This is a genomic window from Butyrivibrio proteoclasticus P6B7, assembly GCF_000622085.1.
GTDB classification, from domain to species: domain Bacteria; phylum Bacillota; class Clostridia; order Lachnospirales; family Lachnospiraceae; genus Butyrivibrio; species Butyrivibrio proteoclasticus_A.
In genome coordinates, this window is the sequence record NZ_JHWL01000003.1 from 120,489 (window position 1) to 145,229 (window position 24,741).

Annotated in this window: 19 protein-coding genes and 1 tRNA gene; 11 read left to right on the forward strand and 9 right to left on the reverse strand. The window is 39.7% G+C overall.

Annotation, left to right across the window (positions count from 1 at the left end; genetic code table 11):
• Nucleotides 1–12 precede the first annotated feature (12 nt).
• The 9 genes from mnmE to deoD all read left to right on the forward strand — a co-directional run bounded on the left by mnmE (nucleotide 13) and on the right by deoD (nucleotide 9,551).
• On the forward strand, nucleotides 13–1,434 hold the full coding sequence (gene mnmE / locus T541_RS0103775) for a tRNA uridine-5-carboxymethylaminomethyl(34) synthesis GTPase MnmE (RefSeq protein ID WP_034465945.1): 1,422 nt from the start codon (nucleotides 13–15) through the stop codon (nucleotides 1,432–1,434).
• A 1-nt stretch (nucleotide 1,435) separates the two neighbouring features.
• Nucleotides 1,436–3,337 (forward strand): tRNA uridine-5-carboxymethylaminomethyl(34) synthesis enzyme MnmG, encoded by a 1,902-nt coding sequence (mnmG, locus tag T541_RS0103780; RefSeq protein ID WP_026651422.1) that lies wholly within the window; start codon nucleotides 1,436–1,438, stop codon nucleotides 3,335–3,337.
• A 17-nt stretch (nucleotides 3,338–3,354) separates the two neighbouring features.
• On the forward strand, nucleotides 3,355–4,095 hold the full coding sequence (gene rsmG, locus T541_RS0103785; protein ID WP_026651423.1) for a 16S rRNA (guanine(527)-N(7))-methyltransferase RsmG: 741 nt from the start codon (nucleotides 3,355–3,357) through the stop codon (nucleotides 4,093–4,095).
• A gap of 287 nt (nucleotides 4,096–4,382) precedes the next feature.
• Nucleotides 4,383–5,150, forward strand: a complete 768-nt coding sequence (locus T541_RS0103790; protein WP_026651425.1) for a ParA family protein — start codon at nucleotides 4,383–4,385, stop codon at nucleotides 5,148–5,150.
• 12 nt (nucleotides 5,151–5,162) lie between these two features.
• Nucleotides 5,163–6,059 carry a ParB/RepB/Spo0J family partition protein gene (locus T541_RS0103795; protein WP_026651426.1) on the forward strand — a complete coding sequence of 299 codons (897 nt, stop codon included), beginning with the start codon at nucleotides 5,163–5,165 and terminating at the stop codon, nucleotides 6,057–6,059.
• 22 nt (nucleotides 6,060–6,081) lie between these two features.
• Entirely contained in the window at nucleotides 6,082–6,594 is a 513-nt protein-coding gene (locus tag T541_RS0103800) for a DUF4446 family protein (RefSeq protein WP_026651427.1), read from the forward strand.
• Between the two features lie 36 nt (nucleotides 6,595–6,630).
• Entirely contained in the window at nucleotides 6,631–7,920 is a 1,290-nt protein-coding gene (gene serS, locus T541_RS0103805; protein ID WP_026651428.1) for a serine--tRNA ligase, read from the forward strand.
• Nucleotides 7,921–7,935: 15 nt separating this feature from the next.
• Nucleotides 7,936–8,820, forward strand: a complete 885-nt coding sequence (locus T541_RS0103810; RefSeq protein WP_026651429.1) for a DUF3881 family protein — start codon at nucleotides 7,936–7,938, stop codon at nucleotides 8,818–8,820.
• A 20-nt stretch (nucleotides 8,821–8,840) separates the two neighbouring features.
• The gene (gene deoD, locus T541_RS0103815) at nucleotides 8,841–9,551 is read left to right on the forward strand and encodes a purine-nucleoside phosphorylase (RefSeq protein ID WP_026651430.1); all 711 of its coding nucleotides are present in this window, start codon (nucleotides 8,841–8,843) and stop codon (nucleotides 9,549–9,551) included.
• A gap of 146 nt (nucleotides 9,552–9,697) precedes the next feature.
• On the opposite strand, the gene T541_RS0103820 is transcribed toward deoD, so the two are convergent.
• From T541_RS0103820 to T541_RS0103830, 3 genes are all read right to left on the reverse strand, one after another.
• Nucleotides 9,698–11,347 (reverse strand): ABC transporter ATP-binding protein, encoded by a 1,650-nt coding sequence (locus tag T541_RS0103820; protein WP_026651431.1) that lies wholly within the window; start codon nucleotides 11,345–11,347, stop codon nucleotides 9,698–9,700.
• Nucleotides 11,348–11,349: 2 nt separating this feature from the next.
• Nucleotides 11,350–13,176 (reverse strand): ABC transporter permease, encoded by a 1,827-nt coding sequence (locus T541_RS0103825; RefSeq protein ID WP_026651432.1) that lies wholly within the window; start codon nucleotides 13,174–13,176, stop codon nucleotides 11,350–11,352.
• 85 nt (nucleotides 13,177–13,261) lie between these two features.
• Complete coding sequence (locus tag T541_RS0103830) at nucleotides 13,262–14,674, reverse strand: hypothetical protein (protein WP_026651433.1); 1,413 nt, start codon at nucleotides 14,672–14,674, stop codon at nucleotides 13,262–13,264.
• A gap of 315 nt (nucleotides 14,675–14,989) precedes the next feature.
• Between T541_RS0103830 and T541_RS0103835 the strand changes: the two genes are divergently transcribed.
• On the forward strand, nucleotides 14,990–18,670 hold the full coding sequence (locus T541_RS0103835) for a SpaA isopeptide-forming pilin-related protein (RefSeq protein WP_081779840.1): 3,681 nt from the start codon (nucleotides 14,990–14,992) through the stop codon (nucleotides 18,668–18,670).
• A gap of 66 nt (nucleotides 18,671–18,736) precedes the next feature.
• Here the strand turns inward: T541_RS0103835 and argS are convergent, their stop codons facing one another.
• The 6 genes from argS to T541_RS0103865 all read right to left on the reverse strand — a co-directional run bounded on the left by argS (nucleotide 18,737) and on the right by T541_RS0103865 (nucleotide 23,606).
• Nucleotides 18,737–20,434, reverse strand: coding sequence for an arginine--tRNA ligase (argS, locus tag T541_RS0103840; RefSeq protein WP_026651436.1), 1,698 nt, complete (start codon nucleotides 20,432–20,434; stop codon nucleotides 18,737–18,739).
• Nucleotides 20,435–20,724: 290 nt separating this feature from the next.
• A complete protein-coding gene (locus T541_RS22040; protein ID WP_197025127.1) occupies nucleotides 20,725–21,399 on the reverse strand; it encodes a CD3324 family protein in 675 nt (224 codons plus the stop codon).
• Nucleotides 21,400–21,420: 21 nt separating this feature from the next.
• On the reverse strand, nucleotides 21,421–22,128 hold the full coding sequence (locus tag T541_RS0103850) for a hypothetical protein (protein WP_026651437.1): 708 nt from the start codon (nucleotides 22,126–22,128) through the stop codon (nucleotides 21,421–21,423).
• A gap of 173 nt (nucleotides 22,129–22,301) precedes the next feature.
• Nucleotides 22,302–22,799: a hypothetical protein gene (locus T541_RS0103855; protein WP_026651438.1), complete on the reverse strand. Its 498-nt coding sequence runs from the start codon at nucleotides 22,797–22,799 to the stop codon at nucleotides 22,302–22,304.
• A 27-nt stretch (nucleotides 22,800–22,826) separates the two neighbouring features.
• Nucleotides 22,827–23,321, reverse strand: coding sequence for an NAD(+) diphosphatase (locus tag T541_RS0103860; RefSeq protein WP_026651439.1), 495 nt, complete (start codon nucleotides 23,319–23,321; stop codon nucleotides 22,827–22,829).
• Nucleotides 23,322–23,532: 211 nt separating this feature from the next.
• Nucleotides 23,533–23,606 (reverse strand) — tRNA-Arg (locus T541_RS0103865).
• Between the two features lie 100 nt (nucleotides 23,607–23,706).
• On the opposite strand from T541_RS0103865, the gene T541_RS0103870 reads away from it, so the two are divergent.
• The gene (locus tag T541_RS0103870; RefSeq protein WP_034465949.1) at nucleotides 23,707–24,738 is read left to right on the forward strand and encodes an extracellular solute-binding protein; all 1,032 of its coding nucleotides are present in this window, start codon (nucleotides 23,707–23,709) and stop codon (nucleotides 24,736–24,738) included.
• Nucleotides 24,739–24,741 lie beyond the last annotated feature (3 nt).

The window sequence follows — 24,741 nt, forward strand, 5'->3', positions numbered from 1 at the left end:
TGAGGATCGATCATGGCTAGTATTTATAACAATTACAGTTCAGATACTATATGTGCAATTGCTACTGCAATGTCTGATGCCGGTATTGGTATCATTCGTGTAAGTGGTAGCGATGCTGTAGATATCTGTGACAAGATTTTTGTTTCTCCTAAGAAACAGCATACGTTAAAAGATCATGAAGCCAATACTATTAAGTATGGATTTGTTTGTGATGGAGATACTATCATAGATGAAGTCATGATTTCTTTTATGAAAGGTCCTTACAGTTATACCAGGGAAGATGTTATCGAGATTAATTCTCATGGCGGTATGCTGATCATGAATCAGATCATGGAGCTTCTTATTAAGAATGGTTGTCGATTAGCTGAACCTGGAGAATTTACAAAAAGAGCTTTCTTAAATGGCCGAATTGATTTGACTAAAGCTGAAGCTATCATGGATATTATAAGTGCCCAGAATAATTTCGCACTTGAAAGTTCCCGTATGCAGCTTCAGGGTAAGATCTCTGATTGTATAAAAGACATACGTAAAAAAATAATTTATGAGATGGCTTTTATAGAGTCAGCTTTAGATGATCCTGAAAATTATGATCTTACTGGATACCCGGAAAAGTTAGATGGAATTGTGGATAACCTTTCTGAAGAAATAAGAAAGTTAGTAGATTCTGCTAATGAGGGTAAAATTCGAAAAGATGGTATTCGAACAGTTATTGTTGGAAAACCTAACGCCGGAAAATCTTCTCTTTTAAATGCACTTACTGGTGATGAGAGAGCGATAGTAACTAATATTGCCGGCACTACAAGAGATATTATTGAAGAGACTGTGAGACTTGGAGATATTATCTTACATGTTATAGATACTGCCGGTATCAGAGATACTGATGATGTTATTGAGAAAATTGGTGTGGATAAAGCCAAGAAGGCGGTAGAGGAAGCGGAGCTGGTTCTTTATATTCTTGATTCTACTGATGTTTTCTCTGATGAAGATAAAGAGATTGCATCACTTTGCAAGGATAAGAAGACGATAGTTCTTTTAAATAAGAATGATCTGGAAAATGATATTAAGATAACAGATGATATTGTTCGTATGCATTTTTCAGAGCCTGATGATAAGGAATTACCTATCATAAGTACTTCTCTTCTTAAAGGAGATGGACTTGATGATTTGAAAGCTGCAGTGTCAGATCTTTTCCTTAATGGAGAGATTGCGCCTAAGCAGGAAATATATATTACTAACCTCAGACACAAGGATCTTTTAGAGAAGGCTTTGGAAAGTTTAAGTCTTGTTAAGGATAGTATTTCTAAAAATATATCTGAAGATTTTTATACAATTGATCTTACAAGCGCCTATGAATTCTTAGGCGAAATAATTGGTGAAGAAATTGGTGACGACTTGGTAGAGGAAATTTTCTCCAAGTTCTGTATGGGAAAATAATATGAATACTTACGTTGAAAAAGTTGATGTTGTTGTAATAGGTGCTGGTCATGCTGGCTGCGAAGCTGCTCTTGCCTGCGCCAGACTTGGTCTTGAGACTGTTATTTTTACTATGAGTGCTGACAATATTGCATTCATGCCTTGTAACCCTCATATTGGTGGCTCTTCCAAGGGACATCTTGTTAGAGAAATAGATGCACTTGGTGGAGAGATGGGCAAAAATATTGATAAGACTTTTTTGCAGTCTAAGATGCTCAACACCTCTAAGGGACCTGCTGTTCATTCTCTTCGCTGCCAGGCTGACAAGATGGAATACTCTAAAGCTATGAAGAAGGTTCTGGAGAATCAGGAACATCTGACAATCAAACAGGCAGAAGTAACAGAGATTCTTTTTGAAGACTATAGTGAAGACGATTACACTAAGAGGATAACTGGTGTTAAGATTTTTTCCGGAATTGTTTATGAAGCAAAAGAAGTAATTCTTTGTACCGGAACATATCTAAAGAGTAGATGTCTTACTGGTGAAGCTATTACTTATAGTGGTCCAAATGGACTTCAGCCTTCTAACATATTATCAGAGTCACTGATTAAAGCTGGAATTGAACTTAGAAGATTTAAAACTGGAACACCAGCCAGAATGGATGGTAATTCAATTGATTATTCCAAGATGTCTGAGCAATTTGGTGATGATCCTGTAATTCCGTTTTCTTTTGACACTGATCCACAGGACGTTCAAAGGCCACAGGTGTCTTGCTGGTTGACATATACCAATGATAAAACGCATGAAATAATACGCAATAACATAGATAGATCACCTATATATGCTGGAATCATCGAGGGTGTAGGTCCTAGATATTGTCCATCTATAGAAGATAAAGTAGTTAAGTTCCCAGATCATGAGAGACACCAGGTGTTTGTAGAGCCTGAGGGAACTTTTACTAATGAGATGTATATTGATGGAATGTCATCTTCTCTTCCAGAGGATGTACAGATCCAGATGTATAGAACTGTTCCTGGTCTCGAAAACTGTAAGATTGTAAAAAGTGCATATGCCATTGAATATGACTGCTTATGTCCGGGGCAGCTTACTCCTTTTCTTGAAATCAAACATATTAAGGGATTGTTCAGTGCTGGTCAGTTTAATGGAAGTAGTGGCTACGAAGAAGCTGCTGCTCAGGGACTTTATGCTGGTATTAATGCTGCAATGCAGATTATGAATAAGCCATATCTTTTCATTGATAGATCTGAAGGATATATTGGAGTTCTTGTTGATGACCTTGTTACAAAAGAAAATCTTGAACCATATCGTATGATGACATCCAGAGCTGAGTATAGACTTTTGCTCCGTCAGGATAATGCTGATATTAGACTTAGAAGTAAAGGTTATGAAGTAGGTCTGATAGATCAGGAAAGATATGATAGACTTCTTAGTAAGATAGATTCTATAGAAAAAGAGGTTATTCGTTTAAAGAATACTACGGTTGGTGCTAATAAAGATATCCAGAAATTTATGGAGGATAATGGCAGCTCACCTTTAAAGACTGCCACTTCACTTTCTGAATTAATATGTCGACCAGAGTTTTCATATGAATCATTAGCTCCTATTGATCCTGATAGAAAAGAGCTTCCTAAAGATGTGATTGAACAGGTTGAGATTACTATCAGATATGAGGGATATATTTTACGTCAGGAAAGACAGGTGGAACAGTTTAAGAAGTTGGAGAAGAAACTAATTCCTGCTGATATAAATTATGATGATGTTTCTAGTCTTCGATTAGAAGCTAGACAGAAGCTTGAAAAGTTTAGACCAACAAATATTGGACAGGCATCAAGAATTGGTGGAGTTAATCCAGCTGATGTTTCAGTACTACTTATTTATCTTGATACTGTTTATAAGAAATAATTATTGAGGATTATCCTATGAGAGAAAAGTATAGTTTGTTTATTGATGATCTTAATACTATAGGTATTGAATTATCTGATAAACAGCTCCAGCAATTTAATGATTATTATGAACTTCTGATCAAGTGGAATGAAGTTATGAATCTTACAGCTATCACAGAATTTAAAGATGTATGTAAGCTTCATTTTGTTGATAGTATTTCTTCATGTAATTATTTCAATTATACAGAAAAAGATTATAAGTTAATTGATGTTGGAACAGGTGCAGGTTTTCCTGGAATTCCTCTTAAGATTATGTTCCCTCATCTTCAGATTACATTACTTGATTCTCTTAACAAGAGACTCAACTTCCTTAATGAAGTAATCGAAAAACTTGGACTTAATGAAGAGGGTAGTATTTTAACCCTTCATGGAAGAGCAGAAGATTTTTCTTCTGGAAAAAATGGAACCTACAGAGAGTACTTTGATATTGCAACTTCCAGAGCAGTTGCAAATATGGCAACATTATCTGAGTACTGTCTTCCATATGTTAAAGTTGGTGGTAAGTTTATTGCTTATAAAAGTGAAAAGACTAGTGATGAGCTAAAAGCATCAAAGGGTGCAATTCATCTTCTTGGTGGAAAGCTTAATTCTGTAAATGAATTTGTTTTGCCTAATACTGATATCAGCAGAACAATTTGTATTGTTGATAAGGTAGAAAACACTTCCAAAAAGTATCCTCGAAAAGCGGGTGTGCCTTCTAAACAACCTCTTTCATAGATATTGTGTCTGAATATTTTTGATTATGAATTGTTTCACGTGAAACATTAATTTGTTTGTATATTCCAAATACAAAGAATTGTTTCACGTGAAACATTAATATCTATATCTAGTATCAAAATCGTGAAACATTAATATATAGCGTTGAATTGCGCTGTGAAACCCGACAATTTGTAATACAAGATATAGTAATTCGTAAATTTTTTACTGAAGAAAGAGTAAAATATATAATCCGTGTTGCTAATTTGTGATAAAATCAAATTAGCGTTTTGAAAAGTGGAGGAGAAATGGGAAGAGTAATTGCAATCGCAAACCAAAAGGGAGGTGTAGGTAAGACTACAACTTCCATCAATCTGTCAGCAGCTCTTGCTGAAAAAGGAAAAAAAGTATTAGTAATCGATACAGATCCCCAGGGAAATACAACTAGTGGCTTTGGACTTGATAAAAATGAATTAGATAATACCATCTATGAGTTATTAATAGGAGAATCTGCTATAGAAGATGTCATCAACAAGGACATTGTAGACGGAGTAGATATTATTCCTTCTAATGTAGATTTGGCCGCAGTAGAAATAGAACTTATTGATGCTGATAATAAAGAGTATATTCTGAGAAATGCTATCAGCAAGGTGAAAGATAACTATGATTTTATCGTGATAGATTGTCCACCATCTCTTAGTATGTTAACAGTAAATGCTATGACAACAGCAAATACAGTATTGGTTCCAATTCAGTGTGAGTATTATGCACTTGAAGGATTAAGCCAGTTGGTTCATACTGTTAATTTGGTAAAGGACAGACTTAACCCTGAACTTGAAATGGAAGGTGTTGTATTTACAATGTTTGATTCCAGAACAAATCTTTCACTTCAGGTAGTAGAGAATGTTAAGGAACACATTCAGGAGAATGTCTACAAGACAATTATCCCAAGAAATATTCGTTTAGCTGAGGCACCAAGTTATGGTTTGCCTATCAATCTTTATGAACCAAAGTCAGCTGGTGCTGAAGCATATAGATTATTGGCTGATGAAGTAATCGCTAGGAAATTTGATTAATCGGAGGGGAAAATGGCAGTAAAAGGTGGAAAAAGAGGATTGGGAAAAGGTTTGGATTCAATTATTCCAGCCAAGGTAACCTCTACAAAGAAAGAAGTAATTGAGGAGAAACATGTTGATGGTCAGATAGTTCAGGTTAAGATCACAGAAGTTTTTCCAAATAAGAATCAGCCAAGAAAGACATTTGATGAAGATGCTTTGTTAGAACTTGCAGATTCTATCAAACAGCATGGTATGATCAATCCTCTTATTGTAACTAAGAGAGATGAAGGATACATGATCGTTGCTGGTGAGAGAAGATGGCGCGCAGCAATGAACTTAAAGCTGAAGGAAGTGCCAGTAATCATCAAGGAACTTTCTGATGAAGAAATTGCTGAGTTATCAATCATAGATAACTTACAGAGACAGGACATCAATTCAATTGAAGAAGCATTTGCATTTAAGCAGTTGATAGATGCTTTCTCATATACGCAGGATCAGGTTGCAAACATAGTTTCAAAGAGCCGTGTTTATGTAACTAATTCACTCAGATTATTAAAGCTTTGCAAAAAGGTTCAGGAGATGGTTATTCAGGAACTCATTTCAGCTGGACATGCAAGAGCATTGATTTCCATAGAAAACGAAGCTACTCAGGAAGAAATCGCTCAGAAAATTGTTGATGAGAATTTAAGTGTTAGAGAAACTGAGAAGCTGGTTAAGAACCTTGGTAAAACATCCAAGCCTAAAAAGACTTCCAAGACAAGCGAGAGCCTTGATGTGATTTATGCAAGCGTTGCTGAGAAATGTAAGCAGGCTCTTGGAACAAAGGTTGAGATCAGTAGCAAATCAGATGGCGTCGGCAAAATAGAAATTGAATTCTATAGTAACGATGATCTTGAAAAGATTACTGACAGACTTTGCAAAGAATAATATAATAAGGCGGAACGAATAAATGAACAGCAACATTTTTAATTCACTTGGACTTGGAAATCTTGATCCAGGAATTCTTTTTATCGCAGTTTTAGTTTTGTTACTTATCAGCATAGTTCTTTTGATAGTTCAATCCAGAAAGATTAGTAAACTTCAAAAGAAATATGAAAAGTTCATGCAGGGAAAAGAGGCCGAATCCTTAGAGGATGAGATTGTAGGTCTTTTCCATGATAACAGACTTATCAGAAGTGACAACGATAAGAATAGGAAGGACATTCAGGATATTAATAGAAGAATGCTTTCTGCTTTCCAGAAAATTGGATTTGTTAAGTACGATGCATTTAATCAGATGGGAGGAAAGCTTAGTTTTGCTCTTTGTCTCCTTGATCAGAACAATAACGGATTCCTTCTTAATTCTGTTCTTAGCTCTGATGGACTTAATTATTCCTATGCAAAAGAAATCAAAGCAGGAATTGCTGACGCAGAGCTTGGTGCTGAGGAAAAGAAGGCATTAGACCAGGCATTATCAAGATAAAAAATATATTTATATAAATTTGGAGGAGTGATCAAAATGATCGACATTAAATTTTTACGTGAGAACCCAGATGTTGTAAGAGAGAACATCAAGAAAAAATTCCAGGACGAGAAACTTCCTCTTGTTGATGAAGTGATTAAGCTCGATGAAGAGAGAAGATCTAACCAGCAGGAAGCTGATGAGATCCGTGCTCACAAGAATAAGATTTCAAAAGAAATCGGTGGACTTATGGCTCAGGGTAAGAAGGACGAGGCTATGACCCTTAAGGATGAAGTTGCCAAGGAAGCCAAGAGACTTGAGGAGCTTGAAGAAAACCAGAAGAGACTTGATGAAGAAGTAACAAATAAGATGATGATCATCCCACAGATTATCGATGAGTCTGTTCCAATCGGTAAGGATGATTCACAGAACGTTGAGATTGAGAAGTTTGGTGAGCCTGTAGTTCCTGAATTCGAAATCCCTTATCACACAGATATCATGGAGAAGTTTGATGGTATCGATCTTGACGCAGCTAGAAGAGTTGCAGGTAACGGATTCTATTATCTCATGGGTGATATCGCAAGACTTCACTCTGCAGTAATTTCTTATGCTAGAGATTTCATGATCGACAGAGGCTTCACATATTGCGTACCTCCTTTCATGATTCATGGAAATGTTGTAGCAGGCGTTATGAGTTTCCCAGAAATGGAAGCAATGATGTACAAGATTGAGGGCGAGGATCTTTACCTTATCGGTACAAGTGAGCACTCAATGATCGGTAAGTTCATTGATCAGATCATTCCTGAGGATGAAGTACCTAAGGCTCTTACAAGCTATTCACCTTGCTTTAGAAAAGAGAAGGGTGCTCACGGAATCGAAGAGAGAGGCGTATATAGAATACACCAGTTCGAGAAGCAGGAAATGGTTGTTATATGTAAACCAGAAGAGTCTAAGGAATGGTATGACAAGCTTTGGAAGAATACAGTAGATCTTTTCAGATCTCTTGATATTCCTGTAAGAACACTTGAGTGCTGCTCAGGAGATCTTGCAGATCTTAAGTGCAAGTCTTGCGACGTTGAGGCTTGGTCACCAAGACAGAAGAAGTACTTCGAAGTTGGTAGCTGCTCTAACCTTGGAGACGCTCAGGCTAGAAGACTTAAGATCAGAATTAAAGGTAAGGATGGTAACTACCTTGCTCACACCCTTAACAATACTGTTGTTGCTCCACCAAGAATGCTTATCGCATTCCTTGAGAACAACCTTCAGGCTGATGGAAGCGTAAGAATTCCAGAAGTTCTTCGTCCATACATGGGTGGCAAGGAAGTACTTGTTCCAAAAGAAAAATAAAGGAGTAAAATCTCATTGCACAAGTTTTTAAGAGCAGTTGGATTTTCAAAAATTAAAAATAGAAGAGAACTAACAGAACTAATCACAGCATCCATTCAGAACTCCACCAAAAGAAGTTACGTCACAACAGGTGACAACATCATGCTGGCGGAGTTCATGAAGGATTATGCTGAGGGAATAGGTCTATCAGTTTGCGGCGAATTCGATGAGGATGATAAATTCATATATGAATATTATTATCCTTATCTTGTTCCTACGGGTATTAGTACTGAGGAAGATATCAGTGTTGAAAGACATGCTGCCCAGTATTCATATGCTGGTGTTGTTAACGAGAACAGAGTCGGAGTAACACTGATTTTTTATCTTCACGATATTGTTCCGTATATCAAATATGAAAACGAGAAAAATTTCCCAATAAGAGGAACCACACTTAGCTTATCAGGCTTGTCTATAAAAGGTCAGATAATGATGCCAATAGCCAAGACTGAGGAAGAAAAGAAAGTAGCCAGAAAAAAGACCAACTACAGAAACAAGCTGATCGATAATGCCAGAAAGGGAGATGAGACCGCGATAGAGTCACTAACCCTTGATGACATGGATCTTTACACAACATTGTCACGTAAGATAAGAAAGCAGGATGTGTACTCACTTGTTGATTCATACTTTATGCCATACGGAGTAGAGTGCGATCAGTATTCGGTTCTTGGTGAGATCACACAGACCAAGATAGTTACAAATTCCCTTACTGGTGAAAAAATCCACATTATTAGAATCAATTGTAACGACCTGGAGTTTGATATTTGTATCAACGAAGCTGATCTTTTAGGAGAGCCAGCCGTTGGAAGAAGATTTAAAGGAAACATATGGATGCAGGGAATGATCAATTACCCTCAGGCCTAATTATGAAAGGAGAATAATCTATGGCAACACCACACAATAGTGCAGAAAAAGGCGATATCGCTAAGACCGTCCTTATGCCAGGAGATCCACTTAGAGCTAAATTTATAGCAGAGAATTTTTTGACAGACGTTAAATGCTTCAATGAAGTTAGAGGAATGCTTGGCTTTACAGGTAAGTATGAAGGAAAAGAGGTCTCTGTAATGGGACACGGAATGGGAATTCCTTCAATCGGAATTTACACTTACGAGCTTTTCAACTTCTATGATGTGGATAACATCATCAGAGTTGGTAGCGCAGGTGGAATGCAGGACTATGTCAATGTTAGAGACATTATCTTTGCAATGGGAGCACATACAGATTCTAATTATGGCTTCCAGTTTGGCCTTCAGGGCACATTCTGTCCTACAGCAACTTACAATATCCTTGAGAAGGCTGTTAATATCGCTAAGGATAAGGGTGTAAGATATCACGTAGGTAACGTTCTTGCTTCAGACGCTTTCTATAAAAAGAACTGTGACGAAGCAGACAGATATAGAAACCTTGGGACTCTCGCAGTTGAGATGGAGACAGTAGCTCTTTACATGAACGCTGCAGAGGCAGGAAAGAACGCACTTACAATTCTCACAGTTTCTGATCACCTCTACAAGTCAGAGGAGCTTAGCGCAGAGCAGAGACAGAACAGCTTCACAGATATGATGGAGATCGCACTTAAGACAGCAATCCAGTTGTAAAACGTGAAACACATATCATTTGCATGAATTATTTGATATAAAATAATTCAACATGATCATATTTAAAAGCAAGAGCCCCCAGGTATTAAACCTGAGGGCTCTTTTTAGAGAATCATTTTTTATAGAAAATGAATAGAAGGGCAAGTTTAGATAATTTCGATTGTGCCTGCAGTGATCAACTTACCTGAGCGGCGATCGAAGAGAAGAATATCTTTTCCCTTGATATCTATGCTGGCATCCTGGCCAATCAGATAAATTGAGTTTCCGAAAATAACGCTGGTAAGAAGGAATTCTCCGACCTTAAGCTTAAGAGTAGATTCCATACCAGTAGGCATCGCGCCATAAATTTTAGTGTTAATCTTACCAGTTGGCTCTATATCAATAGCTTCAGGTCTGATACCAAGTACGAAATCCTCATCAGTGATAACAGGATCATCTAAAAGGCTGTCATCCTGTTCTTCAACCTTCTGAACATGATATTTGAAGACCTCATCCTTATTGCTCTTTTCAACAGCGCCCTTTTTCATAAGTCTTTGACGCTCATATTCTTGCTTGTCAGCTTCTTCCTTAGCAAGTTCTTCACGCCATTTTGAAAGAGTTATCTCTTCTGTTGGAACGAACTTTGCCTTGTAATCCCCAAGAATACCAAGACTAATGCTTCCGTCATCATTCTGAGAGCCCTTAGCATCTACAAAGTTCATGGAAGGATTTCCTACAAAGTCAGCAACAAAGAGGTTTGCAGGCCTGTTATAAACATCAAGAGGAGCTGCGTACTGCTGAAGGACACCGTTATTAACAAGGCAGATCCTTGTAGCCAGGGTCATAGCTTCCATCTGATCATGTGTAACGTATACGAAGGTTGAACCAGTCTCAACATGGAGTCTCTGGAGCTCATATCTCATCTCAAGTCTAAGCTTGGCATCAAGGTTGGATAAAGGCTCATCCATGAAAAGAACCTGTGGCTCTGGGGCAAGAGTTCTTGCGATAGCAACTCTCTGCTGCTGTCCACCAGAAAGCTCTGCTGGATATCTGTCCATGAACATACCAATTTTAACGATACGAGAGCAAGCACGTACTCTGGAATCAATCTCTTCCTTTGTGAGCTTTCTGTTTTCAAGAATTACCTGACCGTTCTTAGTAACCTGGTTCTTATCATTTAGCTCTTTTCCCTCAGACTGAAGCTTGGATTTGATATTAGAAAGCTTAGCTTCATACTCTGAAAGCTTGGTCTTAGCTGCATTGTCAGGATCAGAAGCCTCATGAATCTTGAGACCAAAGAGCTCCTTAGCGCTATAAATTGAAAGAGAATAGTTATCAATAAGCTTGATGCAGGCCTTGTTCTCGTCAAGCTTTCCATTCTTGTCGCGGCATTCCTCCACAAGCTCTTTTACCTTAGAACCATTCTGGAGGGCTCTGATAATATCGGAAGTCTGCTTGGCTGCAACGTCGATAACAGGCATCTCCTCGTGAATGTTCTTAAGACCAAAAGAAATATTCTCGTAAACGGTCATGTTAGGCCAAAGAGCATAGTTCTGGAAAAGGAATCCAACTTTACGCTTATTGGCAGGAACGTTGATTCCTGCATTTGAGTCAAATACGACTTTATCGCCGATTGTGATTCTTCCTTCTGTAGGAGTTTCGAGACCAGCAATCATTCTAAGGATTGTTGTCTTTCCGCATCCGGAAGGTCCAAGAAGTGTGATAAAAGAATTATCGGGGATTCGAAGGCTAACGTTATCAACGCCAAAAAACTTACCCCAACGCTTTGTTATATTTTCTAAAATGATTTCTGGCATGATTACTTTCCTCCTATGCCACTGTCAAGACTTGCGCCTGTCAGCTTGTTTACTAATGTGTTAAATACAAGAATTGTTACGATGAGGATCAGGTTGATGGCACTTGAGAATGCGTACAAGCCCATCTCATCGAAGTAGTCCAATGTTGTTGAAAGAATAAAGCCCTGAGTACAGAGAAGCAGGAACAGTGAAAGCTCTCTTAAGCAGGTCATAAATGGAAGAAGATATCCACTTATGATTGATGATTTCTGGATTGGAATGATGATTCTTGTCATTCTCTTAATCCAGGAAGTGTTCTGAATAATTGCTGCTTCTTCAAGCTCGTTACTGATCTGAAGCATGGAGTTCAGTGAACTTCTTGAAGCGAAAGGTATGTATTTAACAACACCTGCGATTATCAGAAGAGTATAAGTATTAAACAGATTTACGTATTCGTTGGAGAACAGGATAAAGAAGGCTGCACCAACGGCAATAGATGGCATAAGGTAAGGAAGGAAGGCTACGTTGTTAACGTAGTTAGCCCATTTGTTCCTTCTCTTTTTGGCAACTGCGTATCCGATGAGAGTACCGATGGTACCTGCAATAAGGGCGCAGACAACAGCCAGGAACAATGTTCCGAAGAAGGCATGCCAGATTGTCTTGTTGTACAGAATTCCGGACTGTCCATACATTCCGTTCTCTGTTATGTTTTCGTTAGTTACCCACCACTTGGTTGTAAGATGTGCAAGGTTTCCGCTGTACAGGAAGCTGTAGTCACCAGGGTTAGGAAGGAATGTCTCAAGTGCAAATAAGATAATAGGCCAGATACTTGTGAAGAAAGTAATGATGATAAAAATGATACCTACTACATATTTGCCAGCCTTACCAATTGAAAGCTTTGTGAGCTGACCTGACTTACCAGTAACTGTGGTGTAGTTCTTGCGGCTCTTTAAACTAAGCTGGTTCATTCCAAGGATCAGTACACCAAAGATCATCATGATGATGGCAAGAATACTTGCTTCACCTGTGTACTTACTGTTCATTGAAATGTACTTGGTGGAAAGAGTTGTAAGGTTTAAGTAATGTGGAACAGGGTAGCTACCCATGGCACTTCCAAATACAAGAAGGATAGTAGAAAGAATTGCTGGCTTGATCATTGGAAGAGTAACCTTAAACATTATTTTCCATTTTGGAGTATCAAGAATTGTTGCGGCTTCCTCAAGGTTGGCGTCCATGTTTTTGAAAATGCCACCGATCAGGATGTAAGCAAATGGTGCATAGTGAAGGCCGAGAACAACGGCACTTGGGAATACTCCCTGACACCACCAGTGTGGAAAATAAAAATGAAAAATAGCTGCTAAAAGTCCATCAGATGTTCCAGTTACTTTGTTTGAATAGAACATGTGCTGCCATACAACAGCCAAAGTCCACTGAGGCATGATGTATGGGAAAATGAAAATTGAACTTAAATATTTTTTGAATCTCATGTCTGTTCTGGTTACAAGGAATGCGAACAGACCACCAAATAAGATTGATATTACACAGGTCAGAACAGAAAGGATAACTGTGTTAAGAAGCGGAGACCAGAGATTGGTCTTAGCAAGTCTGCTGGTAAAAAGATCTGTGTAATTAACTATAGAGTATCCGGTAGCTTTACCAGTTAAGTGCTGGTCGATGGTACCTGGATGGATAGCAAAGGTATCTTTTACGATAGCAACAATTGGTGCGACGGTACTAAAGGTAAGAACAATCCCAAACAGCAAAAGTATTATGTTCTGAGGCTGGGAGAACCAAGTCTTAACCTTGTTTTTAAAAATCGCACTTTTGTCTGGTTTTGCGATTGTTTCCATGTTAATCCTCTTTTCTTATATTTCTTATGAATTGGGGACACCGGATTGACCGGCGTCCCCGTTATTAAAATGAAGAGTTATAAAGTTATTCGCCAGGTGAATAGTGATCAAGGATATCAATCCAGCTACCAACTGTGAAGGAAACCTCTGAGCAGTAAGCAGGATCTTCAAGAACCAGCTGACCCTCTGTTGTCCACCAGTCATATCCACGGTCGTTCTTAGCTGGGAACTCATCTCCGCCACCCTGTGAGTGATGGAATGTTTCTTCGATCTCTGCTGCAACCTGAGGATTTGATGAATATCCGCCCATGTCCTTACCCCAAGCTTCGAAGCCCTGCTCTGTGCAAGTCATGTAAGCGATGAATGCGCATGCTGTCCAAGGAAGAGGACTGTTCTTTGTTAAGAAGAGATAATGGCAATATCCATATCCGCCGATTCCTGTGTAGCCATCCTGATATGCTGCAACGTTGATGTTGTTAACTGATACTGTAGCTGATTCCTCAACGGAACGAAGCTTAGAATAAACAAGAAGTCCTGACTGATCTGTAGCTGAAGCATCTACAAGAGTGTTGCAGATAGGACCATCATCAGTCTGCTCGTTGTAGTTGTTAACCCAAAGCTTGATCCAAGCAAGAGCGTAAGCGCCGTTTGCTCCAAGGCCAAGGTCATTAGCATCTGTCTGCATTTCCTTGATTGTAGGCTCGAAGTAAGCCTTCTTTGTGTCATCAAGTGCATCGTAAGCTTCTTTAAGCCATGTAGCATACTTATCTTCTGTAAGCATCATAAGGAAGTTCTTTCCTACGATCTCAGAATCAACACCCATGAAAAGAGGATGTGAACCTTCATATACGAAATCCCAGCAGTTAGTGAACTCAGCACTACCTGTGTTGTTGTACATGAATACCTTGTTAAGTGTCTGAAGAGGAAGGAATCCTGTATAAGCATCTGCAGTTGTTCCGTTAGCCTCTGCCCACTCCTTAGGAATGAAGGTCTTTAAAATATCTGTATCAACCATCTTGGTCTGAATCTGGTTACCATCCTGGATAAGAGTCATGGCAAATGTGCCTTCGCTCTTAAGTGAGTCAGACTGAAGCTGCTCGAAGATCTTATTGTTCTTTGGCTGCTGCCACTCAAATTCCATTGTGTAGGATGGATCAATTGTCTGTAAGTACTCGATGAAAAGTGGAAGAGCTGATTTACCACGGCTTGAGTTACCTACGCCGTAGAATGTCTTGCCGTTAGACTCTTCGATAGCCTTCTGTGCAAGTTCTTCCATTGTCATACCTTCAGCTTCTGCAATGATAGCGTCGATGCCAGTAAGCTCGGCTGCTGGCTCAGCTGCTGTCTGATTGTCAGTTGTAGCTGTCTGAGTCTGTGTCTGATCTGTAGACTGTGTGTTGTCTGTAGTAGTCTGGCCTGCGTTATTTCCACCACAACCAGCGAGGGCCATAACTACCATTGTGAAAGTTAAGATTGATGATAATACTTTCTTTTTCACGTTCTTTCCTCCTTTTTACATTTCCCCAATACCTGCGAAATGCGGGTATCAAGCAGTTCTTTGCTTTTATAACTTCATTTTAGAAAAACTTTATAAAAAATTTGAGCAGACAATTCTGATATTATTTGTAAAATTCCGACAATTTAAAAAAGACATTTCTGACTTAAATTAAAGAAGAAAGACGAGCACGTAAAAACGTGTGAAGATATTGTGAACTCCATTTACCCGCCAAAACCTAGGTGTTATCATGTGTTATGCAGTTTATAAAAATTTTATAAATTGCAAAAAGACAAAACTATCAGTCCGGAGGAAAAGATGAAAAAGCGTTTGTTGAGTGGGTTAGTGGGGTTTTTATTTCTTGTAACGTCTGTAACTCCCGGTTTTGTGTCTTATGCCGAGAGTGATATCCCTATTGAAGAGTCGGAGAACGAAGAGTCTCCTAACGAAGAGGCCTCTGATAAAGATACAGAGGATAAAGAAGAAAAAGAGAAAGAAACCGAAGCAGAGAAGGCTGCAGAGGGCGATACTGAAGAAGATGATGATGTAACAGATCCATATTCTGAAGATCAGATTACTGTAAGTAATGTTCAGACAAATACTTCCTCAAACAAAGTTAGCCTTAGCGGAAGTCTGGAGGAAAAGAGCTCCTCTATAATCAAGAGCATAACTTTGTACAAGGTTGTAAATGGAGAAAGAATCCAGCTTAAAGGCGATGGAACTGATGTGATCAGTAGCGGAGATGTTATCTCAGCTAAGTATGAATTTGAGAGTCCGTTAGTAATTGTTCCTGATGATAATCAGTATGCTGATATTTCCTACAATGTTGTAGCTGGCCATGAGTACTCTATTCCAGGTGTTCCAGCATATGGTGTAAGGACAAGTGGAGACACAATTACAGTTAAGAATGGCGGCGTAGTACTGGGAAACGCCACATTTTCTGAGGACGGTTCTGCGAAATTCACAGTAGATAGCAGTTTTACAGAACCTCAGAATGCAGAAGATGCGTACTTCTTTTATGATTTTGAAGTGAACTTTGATGGCATTGATAACGGCGGCAAAGAGGAATTTGAACTTTCAATAGGTGATACTAAGGTTCCTGTAAAGATTGCAGACTTTATGCCTAAGGGACCAAAGGTTGAGAAAGCTTCCTCAGATGTGGATGAGAACGGCGATATAACCTGGACTGTAACAGTTACCAATAATGGTAAGCCTATTGAGTATGAAAACGGTTATTCATTTACTGATTCATTCAGCGATGGACAAACTTTTGTTGATGGCTCTTTTAAAATAAATGGAAGCTCCAGCGCGGATACAGAAGTGGCTGTCAGCGGTAATACTGTAAGCTGGAATTACAAAGACAATACAGCTGGCGCAGTTACCACATTTACATATAAGACTCATGTGGATTTCCTGGCACTTACCAAGGATACAAACGAATCTAGGACTGTTAAAAAAGATATCTCAAACAAGATAAGTGTTACTGCTGAAGACGAGACATACGGAAACCTGTCAGAAAGCGCATCTGCTAAGACCAGCGCGTCAAGAAACATTGATGAGTGGACAGCCAAAACCGGAACAGATGTGGATCCTGTCACAGGCGAGGCTACCTGGACCGTTACTATCAGAAACAATGGATTTAACTTAAGTAACGTAGTACTTCATGACCAGATCAGCGTGGATTCATCAACTAAAATAACTGTAAAAGATATTTCTGTAGTTGATCAGAATGGCAATGCTGTTTCTTATAAGTATGTTAAGGGCGAAAAAGGTGCTGAGAGCCAGTTTGTATTTGGCGATATGGCAGGGGATGCTGTCTATACAGTAACCTACAAGACAAAGATAGAAGATTTTGAAAAGTACCTTAAGACCAACCATGAGATTCCAAAGAACAAAGCATGGATGACTTATGAGTACACCCCAACAGGAGTTGGACCAGCTGTAGCGGTTGTTGGACCTGGAGTGGACAAGCCATTTACAGGAATTCATTCCAAGGCTGCTATTGAGAAGACTGCAGGTGAAGTCAATACAAAAGACCATACAATGACCTGGAAGGTAACGGCAAACAAGTCTGCTCAGCCACTTAAGAAGGTGACAATAACAGATACACTTCCAAAGGGACATGAGTTTGTAAGAATTGAAGATGTTAAGGTAGGAGATAGCTCTTTTACCATAGCAGACGATAAGATAAGTGTAGATACCACAAACGGCACAGTTACCGTTGACTTTGGTGATGCCCTTGATGGCAAGGCTGCTTCATTTACCATTGTGACTAAGCTTGATGATACCCAGAACAATGTGTGGGCCAATAACAAAACCGTTACATACGAGAACGAAGTCACAATGAATTCCTATGGAAATGATCCTGTAAGCGATAGTGTAAGCAAGGCGTATAAGAGTACTGTTCTTGAGAAAAAAGCTACTTCCTACGACTACAGTACTCAGACAATTCAGTACACACTTACTGTTAACAAGAACGGCATGGAAATGAATAAGGTCACAGTGAGCGATGTTCTCGACGACAGGCTGGAACTTGCTGGGGACGTTGATGTTTCTGGAGATGTGTCTGGATTTAGTGATAAGACAAAGGGAAATAACCTGGAGCTTTATTTTGAAAAAATTGGTGGGCCTGTAACTATCAAGATTACAGTTAAACTCAAAGAAGGTGAGCAGTTTAGCTCAACTGGAAACTTTACAATCAGCAATAAGGCTTCTATTACCAGTGCTGAGTATCCTGAGAGTGTGCAGACAGCACCTGTAAACACAACAATCAAGAATACTGTTCTTGCTAAGGAAGGTTCAGCTGGCGAAGACGGAAGAGTAAGCTATACAGTACGTGTCAACCAGGCTAAGCAAACGCTTTATACAGGTAACACAAAGGAAGTAAAGATTAAGGATGTTTTAGGAGCCAGCTTTGTTCTTGATACAACATCCGTTAAGCTGTACATCGGCGAAGTAACTAAGGATGGAAAGATTAGTGCAACAACTGAGATTACCGGCGTAGAGACTAAGGTAACTTCCGAGGGAGGAAAGACTATCCTTGAAGTTGTGATTCCTAAGGCTCAGGATGGAAATGCTTTTGTACTTAAGTATTCAGCTGATGTGGTGGATCTTTCTGCTAATGATCTTTCTAACAGCGCGTCACTTGTGGGTTATGGAAGTGCCGATAACAATCAGGCAACTCATAGCTTTAAGCAGAGCCAGTTTTCTAATGTAAGCTTTAGTAAGTACACATATCTGATCGCTGAGCTACGAGATAAGGTTGATGAAAAAGTTCTTGAAGGCGGCGAATTCAAGCTAATTGATGCAGATACAACAGAGGTTGTGGGCGAGAAAATCACAGGTAAGAATGGACAGATCACCTTCGTTGGAAATCTTACAGATGGAAAGGATTATATTCTTGTTGAGACCAAGGCTCCTGAGGGTTATGTGATTCCGGATGAGCTTAAGGAAGGCAAGGGAATCAGAGTTACTGCTGTAGGAAAGGGCCTTACGACTGCTAAGAATAATGCGGAGATCGTTTATAACGAGAAGATTGGTAGCGACGATTCAGATATTGGAAGTACAGAAAGCACTGAATCAGATAGTTCAGAAACAGGCAGTACTGAAGCTACAAATGGCAGTGGCAGTAACACTGGTAATGGTAGTAATAATAACGGCAGCGGCAATAATAACAATAATAGCGGAAGCGGTTCAGGCAACAACTCTGGACAGGCATCTGGAAATAACAACAATGCATCAGACTACAGCGGAACTGGTTCACAGAGCACAGATAGTGCAGCAGTAGCAGATCCAAATGGTAATTCCGACTTGGATCTTCCAGAAGTACTGGGTGTGTACTTAGGTGATGAAACCGCAGATGATGGATATATTCCATTAGGAGGCAGAAACGCTGGAACAGGAGACGAGGCAAACCCATTTGCTAGAGCAGCTGTGATCATAATTGCATTGGCTGTAGCAACTGCACTTATAATCTCCATGAGGAAAGAAAAGAAATAACGCGTATCTATAGATAAAAGAGTGGGCAAATTTGTCCACTCTTTTTGCATATGGCAAGAAATGAAATCACATCTCTTCAGGACATTCCATTCCGAGAAGACTGCATGCGTCTGAAATTATCTGAGAGGTTACATTGACCAGCTGGAGCCTTGCTTCTTTTACGGCGTCATTTTCTTCCTTTAATATTGGACATTCCTGATAGAACTTATTGAAGTCGGTGCACAGGTTTATCAAATAACGCGCAATTATAGATGGCTCATAGCTTTCTGCAGCTGAGTATACAGCCTTTTCATATCCGCCTATGGTTTTGGCCAGGGTAAAAGAGCTATCATCTGTAAGTGCATTATAGTCTATCGCTGAATTATCCAGCTCTTTTCCGTACTTGCGAAGAACACTCTTAGCACGAGCGTAAGTGTACTGAACATAAGGACCTGTAGTGCCATCAAAGCTAAGGACTTCCTTCCAGGAGAAGTTGATGTTCTTAATTCGCTGGTTGAATAGATCATGGAAGATAACTGCGCCGATTCCAACCTTTGCTGCGACATCTTCCTTGTTCTCAAGGGAAGGATTCTTCTCCTCAATAAGTTCCAGAGCCCGTTTCACTGCTTCATTAAGAATATCCTCAGCGTATATGATATTTCCGGTTCGAGTTGAAAGCTTCTCACCATCGAGACTTACAAGACCGTAGGGAACATGCACTAGTCCTGTATAGTAGTCGTAGCCCATGAGCTCAATAGCTTTAAACACCTGCTTGAAATGAAGGGACTGCTCGAGGCCAGTCACATACAGGCATTTGTCGAAGTGATACTTTTCCTTACGATAAAGGATGGCGGCTATATCACGGGAATGGTAGATAGAACTGCCGTCGGTCTTAGTGATCATGCATGGTGGCATGCCATATTCGGAAAGGTCGATAACGTTGGCACCCTGACTTTCTACCAGGAGGTTTTTCTCTTTTAACAGCTCTGCAAGATCAGGTACCTTCTCGCGGTAGAAGCTCTCGCCAGTGTAGGAGTCAAAAGAGATACCAAGCATCTTGTAGACCCGCTCGAACTCTACCATGCTGATATCCTTAAACCACTCCCAGATGGAAAGGGCCTCTTCGTCGCCTTGCTCCATCTTTACAAACCAAGCGCGGGCCTCGTCCATGAGCTCTGGATGGTCATCTTTTTCTTTGTTGAATTTAACATAGATATCAAGTAGCTCCTGAATTCCGTTCTTCTCAACAGCTTCCTTGCTACTCCAGTTCTTGTATGCCACGATCAGCTTTCCGAACTGAGTTCCCCAATCCCCCAAGTGATTGATACGAACAACGTTATAGCCAAGTTTGTCATGAATCTTATAGAGTGAATTCCCGATTACTGTGGTGCGAAGGTGCCCTACGTGGAAGTTCTTGGCGATGTTGGGAGAGGAGTAGTCCATGCAAATAGTCTTGCCAGTGCCAATCTTCTGAACGCCAAGATTGTCAGTATTTATTTGCGTTAGAGCGGTCTTAACATAATGAGCTCGATTAACAAAAAGGTTACAGTATCCACCTACGCAGATGACTTCATCTACGCCAAGAGAAGACTTTTTCTGATCCAATAGCTCTTTTAACTCAGTAGCTATAAGTGCCGGATTCTTATGTAGGGCCTTGGCGAATCCAAAACAGGGGATTGCCAGATCACCCATCTTACTATCCGGTGGAGTTTCGATAATGACGCTGGCTTCCGCCTCCGATAACCCCAATGCTTCTACAACAGCTTTACTAATTTCTTCTTTCATTTTTGCATCCTTTCATTTACATTTTTATTTTTGGATAAAAAAAAGAACCGCAATGGATTTTAAGCAATCTGCTAAATCAATTACGGTTCTGTATATAATACTTATCAACAGCACCGCAAGGAAACAAGACATACGTTCCTGTAACCATGCGGATAAATACGATAGTTACAAGAACTTATGTCTTCTTTCTCTGCGTCTTAAGCTGTTTGTAAGTAATAAATTCATATTTTTACTTCCTTGAAATTGTATTGAAGTCACTATACAGTACGATGAATTATCTGTCAACAGGCTTATCGCTGGAAGTTCTTTCCGAAGTTATTCCAGAAAAATCCATACTCTTCATTTCTTGCAAATACAAAGGCATAATGAGAATTTCTTTTTTCCTGTTTAAGGAATTGTAAGCATTCATTCTGATAGGGTGTGGAAAATGTGTGGTTTTCGTAAATTACTATCAACGGAAGATCAGAATAATCCTCGGCGTTAGTCGTTATGGGCTCTTCAGCAACGAAATTCACTGGTTTATCGCTCTCTTTCTTGATGAGCCTTAGTGGAATCCTGACAAGCTCAGACATGAAGTATTCAGAGTAATCAGGAACCTCTTCATCCATAGAACTTAAGTAGGTTCGTACCCATTCTTCTCCAAGCCCCTGTGACGCATATTGTTCCGCAGAAGTGATGGTGGGGGAGAACATCGGAAGATTCACTTTCTTACCGTAAACAAGCTTCTTGATGGTTTCTGGTGAAAGGTAGAACTCTTCAGCTATTTCCATGATTGAGTGACCGGCAGAGTAGCGATTGCAAATCATGGCGTTTCGCTTATTTAGTCTGTCACGATAGCCGGATGCTTCACCCCATCCCTTGGCAGATTCCTGCTTTGGGATATATATCACTTTTCCTTCTGCATACTTTTGAACTTCTTTTAATAGTTTTTCAGGTAGTATATTCTTGGCGTTTTCATATTTCATCTAATAAATTCCACGCTTTTCTTATAGTTTTGCCATGCGTCCTTCTAAGGCATTAAGAGATTTAACGATTGACTCGCAGGACTCAAGATCATCAATTGATGCGTGCCATCTAAGGGTAACGATTCCCTTATAGTAAGCCATGCACAGGAAACGCTCTTTGAAATTCTCGATCTTTATATTCTTTTTCTTTGCATACTCATAGAGCTTTTCTGGAACTAAAAGATATGGCTTGTTGAGATCAAGGATTGCAAAATCCATCATGAAATCCATGATTCCGGCTCTTCCCCAATCTGCACAGTAGGTCTTTCCATCATCGCCTACGATCATATTGCAAAAGAAGGTATTGTTGTTTGCAAGGAATCTCTGGCCTTCGCAGAATGGAACATACTTAAAAGCCTTATTAGCGATCTCGTTGTAGTAATCTTCCTTAAGGAAAGTTGTTCCAAACATCTGCTTCCAGTTCTTCCAGTAGCCATCCTCTGGCTCATCCACCATATCTGCGCGAATGAATGCTTCTACAGTTTTGTATGGAGCCTTGTTATTCTCATCAAACTCGCCATAGCCATCAACTTCAGATACATCTGTAGCTGCAATCTCGAAGATCATATCAAAAAAGCTTTCATAGCACTTCTCAAATTCCTCAGGCGAAAGCTCATTTGCATTTCTGCCCTTTGGGCTCATCTCTATTTTTTCTTTTGTAAGATTTCTAATAAAAATGTCTCTATTCATGTTGTTGTCCTCATCTAATTGTCTTGTGTAATGTTTGTAGTGTCTTTCGTATCAGCGCTTTTACAATTATGATGATAGCAGTAGCCACAGTGTAAGCAAATAGAGAGAATCGTTATAATAGAACTATACCTATTGTAAAATGAGAATAATCTTTCTCTCAACCTGATATGTAACTAGGCATTGTTCTTTGCTACACTTACATTACAGCTGAATAACACATTATCTGGGAACAACCTGTTGATTCTTTCTTCTACAACAGATCCAGCATAGGTGATATTACTAAGCACCGCAGTTCTTATATCATTTTCCCAAAGATAATCAAGGAACTCTTGAATTCCATCGGATGGTTTTCCTGGAGAAGCTGCGTCCCAAAAGATACGGTCAATTTCTTCGGCAGAAAGATCAAGCTTAATACCTTGAGATTCATATAGATATTTAGTAAACATGTGGTTTGGAATCTCAACTGTATTCTTAGCTCTCATAATCGGATCGAAGCGCTTAAGTTCTTTGTTGATAGCCTCAGCTTCTTTTTGAACTTCTGCAGCAGTGAGATTATATTTATTCTCTACCGCATGGCTAATAACTGCCGCAGTTCCTTTGATGCCATCAAACCGTTCTTCTGCTACAAGCGTCTGACCATAATCGAAAAGTATCATCTTGGGTTTAGTCATTAGTTAATACTCCTTGCATTCAGGTTCTTATTTCAAATACTCCCTACACTTATCAAAGTGCATTCCGGAGCAGTTATTTACTCTGGCAATTACATCGTCCACTTCATCTATCTTGTACCACTTATGGTCATCCACCTCGATGCAATCAGCGAACTCAGCCTTATTCACATAGGCGATGAATCCTATCATGATCAGCTGCTTTGGCTCAAAGTAATAACTGGAAACGTACTGACACTTTGTAACTATCTGTCCAGTTTCTTCTTTTACCTCTCTAGCGACAGCTTCTTCAATTGTCTCGCCCTCAACCATATATCCTGACACAACGGTCCACTTATCGTTAGATATATAGTTCTGTTTCAAAAGAAGTATCTCATTAAATTCATTTACAACTAAAACTTCAACAACGGGAATTGGATTTCTTCCATAGATTCTTTTACAAGAAGGACATATCTTACAATCATCATCTCCACATTTGATGTCATCAAGCTTATGTCCGCATTCAGCACAGAATTTGAATTGCATAGATTATTACCCCCAAATAGATTATTTAAAGACTGATACACTAACCCCGTCCCATGAGACCATTCATTGTAGCCATGCGCGAACTAGGAAGCAGAGCTTCCTTCGTCGCGGGCTGGCGCCCTATAAAAAAATGATACATAAAGTTCTTTCGTGAGTAAACTCCCGACGAGCTTTATGTATCATTTTTTGCATGGCTTGTAGCCTTTACGAATGTTCCCGATGCGATTCGAACGCACGACCTTTCGCTTAGGAGGCGAACGCTCTATCCTGCTGAGCTACGGAAACATGACAAATAGTATATTAACATCATTTTACAAAAGGGGCAAGAGGATAGTAAACTTGATAGTATGTAGTAAAATGCAGAAGTTTTGTGAGGGTTTTGGGGATGAAAAAAAGGGTTACCTCTTTTGTGGTAATGGCACTTATGCTATTGCTTACAGCCTGTCAGGGAAGTCCCAGACAGGAATCAATTAACTATATATCGGAGAAGTACAGCGTACCATCCGATAATCAGCTTATCGTCTATACATCCCATAAAGAGGAAGTATATCTTCCCATAATAAGAGAATTCGAGAATAGAACAGGAATCCTTGTAGAGATCCACGCTGGCGGAACTGCCGAGATGATGCAGAAAGCAAGGGAGGCCTCAGAAGAGGCTAAGTGTGACATCATGTTTGGTGGTGGTATTGAGAGCTATGAAGCCCAGAGTGATCTCTTTTTGCCATACGTATGTAGCGAGATCAAGAACCTGGATACCACCTATGTTTCCAAGGAAGGCACCTGGACTGCATTCACAGAACTTCCAATCGTATTCATCTATAATAAAAAGCTTTTGTCACCAGCCAAGGCGCCTAGGAGCTGGAGCGATCTTTTTGACCCTGATCTAAAGGGCAAGATTGCCTTTGCAGACATCAATAATTCTGGAACCAGCTATACCATCATATCAACCATGGAGCAGGTATTTAGCGAATCCTACGACACCCTGCTTCCAAGGTTCTACCAGCAGCTTGATGGAAATGTCCTGTCATCCTCAGGCTCTGTAATTCCTGAAGTATCAGACGGCACATATCTTGTGGGAATAACTCTTGAAGAGACCGCTAAGAAGTACATTGCCATGGGCTACGACATATCAATGATCTACCCGTCAGATGGAACCAGCGCAGTACCTGATGGAATCGCCATGGTAAAGAATGCGCCCCACTCATACAACGCGGGTAAGTTTATAGACTTCGTGGTGGGTTACGATACCCAGGACTACGCAATGGAGAACTTCTATAGAAGACCCGTAAGGACGGACATCACACTTTCGAACAATTATGAGATAGCTAAGCTTATCAAGTTTGATTATAAGAAATCTGCCGTAGAAGAGCCCCAGATCTTTTCCCTGTGGAATGATCTGACCAATAAGGAGGACTAGGAT